At 62.0% G+C, this 4,333-nt stretch carries 1 protein-coding gene; it reads right to left on the reverse strand.

Annotation, left to right across the window (positions count from 1 at the left end; translation table 11 throughout):
- Positions 1-4,048 (reverse strand): beta strand repeat-containing protein (locus tag DPV79_RS41230; RefSeq protein WP_244321914.1); only part of this gene is annotated, 4,048 nt, incomplete at its 3' end.
- Positions 4,049-4,333: the final 285 nt, after the last annotated feature.

Below are 4,333 nucleotides of genomic sequence, written 5' to 3' on the forward strand. Positions count from 1 at the left end.
GCGGGTCCGGCACCATCGTCGAATTACCGGCGGGCGACAACAATCCGCCCAGCGTTGACGTCAGCGTATAAACGTAAGGAGTGAGCGAACCACTTTGCCCGGCGTCGATATACCAGAACGCCTCCGTTCCAATGACGGTCGACATCAGCAACGGCGAGTTGACGACGGTCGATGTACTCGTGGTCGTCGAGATGTTGGCCGCCGCCGAGTTGTTGACGTTGTTCGCCGCGATCGAGAGATCGTTGGTGGCGGTCAGCGTGCCGCCGGCATTGCCGAGATCCCCCGACAGATTGATCGTCGCGTTGCCGCTACCGGCCGGGCCGTTGTTCGTACCAACTCGCGTCGTACCACCGGAGTTGTCGTAGCTCGAACCCGAAATCGTCAGCGTATTGTTCGCCTGTACCAGACCGTCATTCGTTCCCGATCCGTTGAGCGTCAGTTCGTTGGCCGCAACTGTGCCGCTCGCCTGGTTCGCCAGCGAGCCATTGATCGTCAGATCGTTACCGTTGATCGTGCCGGTGTTGCCGACCGCGCTGTTCAGCGCCAGCGACCCGGTACCCTGGTTGATGGTGCCGGCGTTGTTGAAGCCTTGCGCCGTCGTGACTGTGACGGCTCTTGCGGGTAGCGTCCACGTGCCCGAATTGTTCACCGCAAGCGCGGACAGATTCACGCCGTGGGTACCGTCGATTGTCCCCAACGTTCCGGCCGACGGATCAAGCGTCTGGTGCGGCAAATTCAGCGTCGCGATGTTCTGCGCGAGAATCTGGCCCTTCGTATTGTCGAACGAGCCGTTGCCGCCGGTCACCGTGACAGTCGTGTCCCCGGTCGCCGCCGTCCGGTTCTTGAGGTCGCCGGCAAAGATCGTTCCGGCGTTGTTCAGGCTACCCGTCGTCAGAGTCAGCGCGTTCGTTGCAAGCAAACTACCGGAGTTCGTCGTCGAGCCCGATACGTTGAGATTCGTAGTAGGCCCGTAGATCGACCCAGCGTTGTTCAGGTCCGTCGCATTGACAGTCGCCGTCTGCAGTGAGGACAGTGCGCCCGAGTTCGTGACGTTCGTGCCGGATACATTCAGATTGCCGGCCGCCATTTGCGTACCGACGTTATTGACCGTACCGCCTGTGATCGTCGCATCACCCTTGAACGCGGCCGTGCCACCCGTCGTGACGCTCTGCGTGCCGGTGATTTGCGTCGCTCCGCCGACCACGGCATTCGCGGTCATCACGTTCGCACCACTCAGCGTAGCGTTGCCGTTCACCGACAGGGCCGGAGCAGTTGCGCTGAAGGATTGGTTGAGCTGACCCGCCGACGTATCGAGATTGTTCGTGGCCGTGGCCGTCAGGTTTCCACCGACCGCCACACCCTGCGTCGTGATGTTCGCCGCGGTCAGCGTCGCGTCCTTCGAGACGGTCGTCTGGTCGTTCAGCGTCAGGTTCTGGCCTGCGTTCAGGGTCGCGTCGCCGGCTACCGATACCGCCCCCCTCGCGGTCAGGTTGCCGCTCTTCGCATTGACGTTCAGATCGCCCAGGCTCTTGACGCTGCCTTGCGCGTTCACGTCCGTACCAGCCGTGATCGCCGTAGCTCCACCGGAAAGGGCGTCGCCGGTCAGCGTTGCGCTACCGTTCGTCGCCGTCAGCGTGCTCGTGCCGACTGCCGTTGTCGCGCCGACGCTCAGATTGTTGCCCGCCGTCGCCGACAGGTTATTGCCTGTCTGGATGGGTCCGCTGATCTCGACGTTGTTGCCCGCGTTGAGCGTCGTATCGTTTGCGACACTGATCACGCCCGTGCCATTGATGTCGCGGCCCGCCGTCACGCTCGCATTGCCGGTGCCATTCACAGACAAGCCACCGGCCAGGTTCGCATCGCGCCCAGCCGAGATCGTCGCGCTCTGGCCGGTCTGCACGGTGCCAGCGACAGTCGCATCTTGTGCGGTGTTGATGCTCAACGCGCCCGGCGCCGATACTGCACCCACAACGGCGACGCTGCTGGCGCTCGATCCAATCGACGCGTTGCCGCCGCTGTAAACCGCACCGCCCAGACTCACGCCCTGCTGGCCCGTTGCGTTCAAAGCGCCGAGTGATACGACATTGCCTGTGATGCTCAGCGTGCCGCCATTCGCCGCCAGCGTCATGTCGCCGATCGACGAGGCAGTGCCGTTCACCTGTGTGCTGCCACCCGACGTCACGCTCAGGTTGCCGCCGCTCTTGACGTCACCGCCCAAGGTAACGTTTTGACCGGCCTGAATCGTCACCGTGCCCGGTGCGGTTACCGTCCCACCAAAGCGGGCATCCGTTCCGGCCTTTGCCGTAATCGTCGTGCCGCTTTGTACCGCACCGTTCAGGCCGATCGCCTGCCCGGCGTTCAGATTGATGGTGCCTTGCGACGAAGTGACTTTGCCTTGGCCGGTGATCGATCCCGCTTGCGCCGTAATCGACACTGGACCATGCGCCTGCGTCGTGCCGCCGATGGTTGCATCCTGGCCGGCCGTGATGGTCGCCGCCCCGTTCGATTGCAGATTGCCGTTGACGGCTGCCGTGCCTGTCGCCGCCGTCAGAGTTGTATCGCCGACTGCCGTTACCGCGCCATTCACGGCCGCGTTCCGTCCGCCCGCGAGCGCCACGGTGCTACCACCCTGCACCGCACCGTTGGCGGTTAGATCGCGTCCAGCCTTGGCCTCCACCATGCCGGGTGCGCTCAGGCCACCCACCGTCAAGTCGCCGTTGGTCGCTTGCAATGCGATATCGTGCGCGGACAGCGAACCGACTGTCATCGACTGCCCCGCCGTCAGACTGCCCGTACCATTGGCCGCGACCGACGCGGCATTCAGATTGCCACCCGCCGTCATCGTGACGTTCTGACCGGCCGACACAGAACCCGGCGCGTTGATGTCGCCGTTCGCATTGACCGTGTAGTTCTGGTTTGCCAGCCCTGTACCGCTGATGGTCGTACTGCCGGCGCTCGTCAGATTGACATCTTGACTGGCAAACGTCTGCCCCACAGCGACGTCGCCATTCGAATTGACGACCACATTGCCTGCCGTCGCCGACAGCGCGCCTTGCGTGTTCACCCCCATGCCCGCCGCTGTGGACACGATATAGACGGTGCCGCTCGTGACCGAGCCGTACTGGTTGGCATCCACGGCGATCGTCTTGCCGACAGCCGCCGCCGTATTCGTCGTGCCGTTCGACGAGGTTGCGTACGTATTGCCGCTCGCACCCAGCGCAGTCGGCGTGACGGTCTGGTTGCCGGTGACGACATTCACACGCTGATCCGCGCGCAACGGTGCGTCGATACTGACGCTTTGTCCGATCAAGTCAATATTGCCGACAGTCCCTTCGATGCCAGCCCCCGGACCATTCACACCCGCAGGGCCGTTGATCGAAATGTTGCCCGAGCGTACATCGAAGGCCACCGCACCCGCATGCGCAAAATCAGTTGATGCGCCTCCGAGACCGGTCAGGAACTGCGGAGTGCCGGTCGTAAGCGTCAGGCCGGGGATGTTCGTGAGCGCCATCCCGTTTACGGATATGCCCCCTGGCGCCGCCACGATGACAGACGCCGGTGAGCCAAAAACCTCGAGCGGCCCATTCAGCGTCGCGATGTTGTTGGACGTGACCTGGTTGATGATGGTCGTCGCAGGCCGGCCATTCAGGTTCGGGTTGGCGCCCAGCGTGCCGCCCAGCAATGGAGTCCCCGGAATGGTGCTGTTATTGAGCACCAAGCCCTCGGGTCCAACTCCGAACGATTGATACTGTCCGACGCTGATTCCGTTCGAGTTCGCCGCTGGAATATTGATGGCGGGAATGCCCGTGCTGGTTTGGGTAGCCGACGGTTGAAACGCAATCGGTGCACGCGGATCGACGATCGGCGCCGCGTGTGCTGTTTGATCCGCGAGGAACACTGCCGGACTGAAATACATCACAACCGCCATCACCCAGGCGGTTGCCTTGATCCACAGCGCATGTCCTTCGCGTTTCGGCGAGCTTCCCTCGAGAGCGATCGCTTGTTTGGCCGCATCTCGTTGAACGAGGCGTTTCTCAATCTCGCGCATGACGCGGCGCATAATTTGGTCTCACTTAGTGCGTTTCGCCGCGATACTCCCATAGTCGACACTGAAAGATGGTCAACAAGTGTCAGGACTCAACGCACCGAAATACATTATTCTTTCAAATACCAAACAAACAAAACGCCCATTGACCAACTAAACATTTCAGACAAATTCCCGCGCTTCAATAACATTCAAAAACAAAGCAAAACATTTTAAATAAACCTTTCGCCCATCGCGCCCGAGCAGGCCCAGCGCCAGCCCCCTTACCCAGTAGCCCCGGCCGCCCCG

It is taken from the genome of Burkholderia reimsis (assembly GCF_003294055.1).
GTDB lineage: Bacteria > Pseudomonadota > Gammaproteobacteria > Burkholderiales > Burkholderiaceae > Burkholderia > Burkholderia cepacia.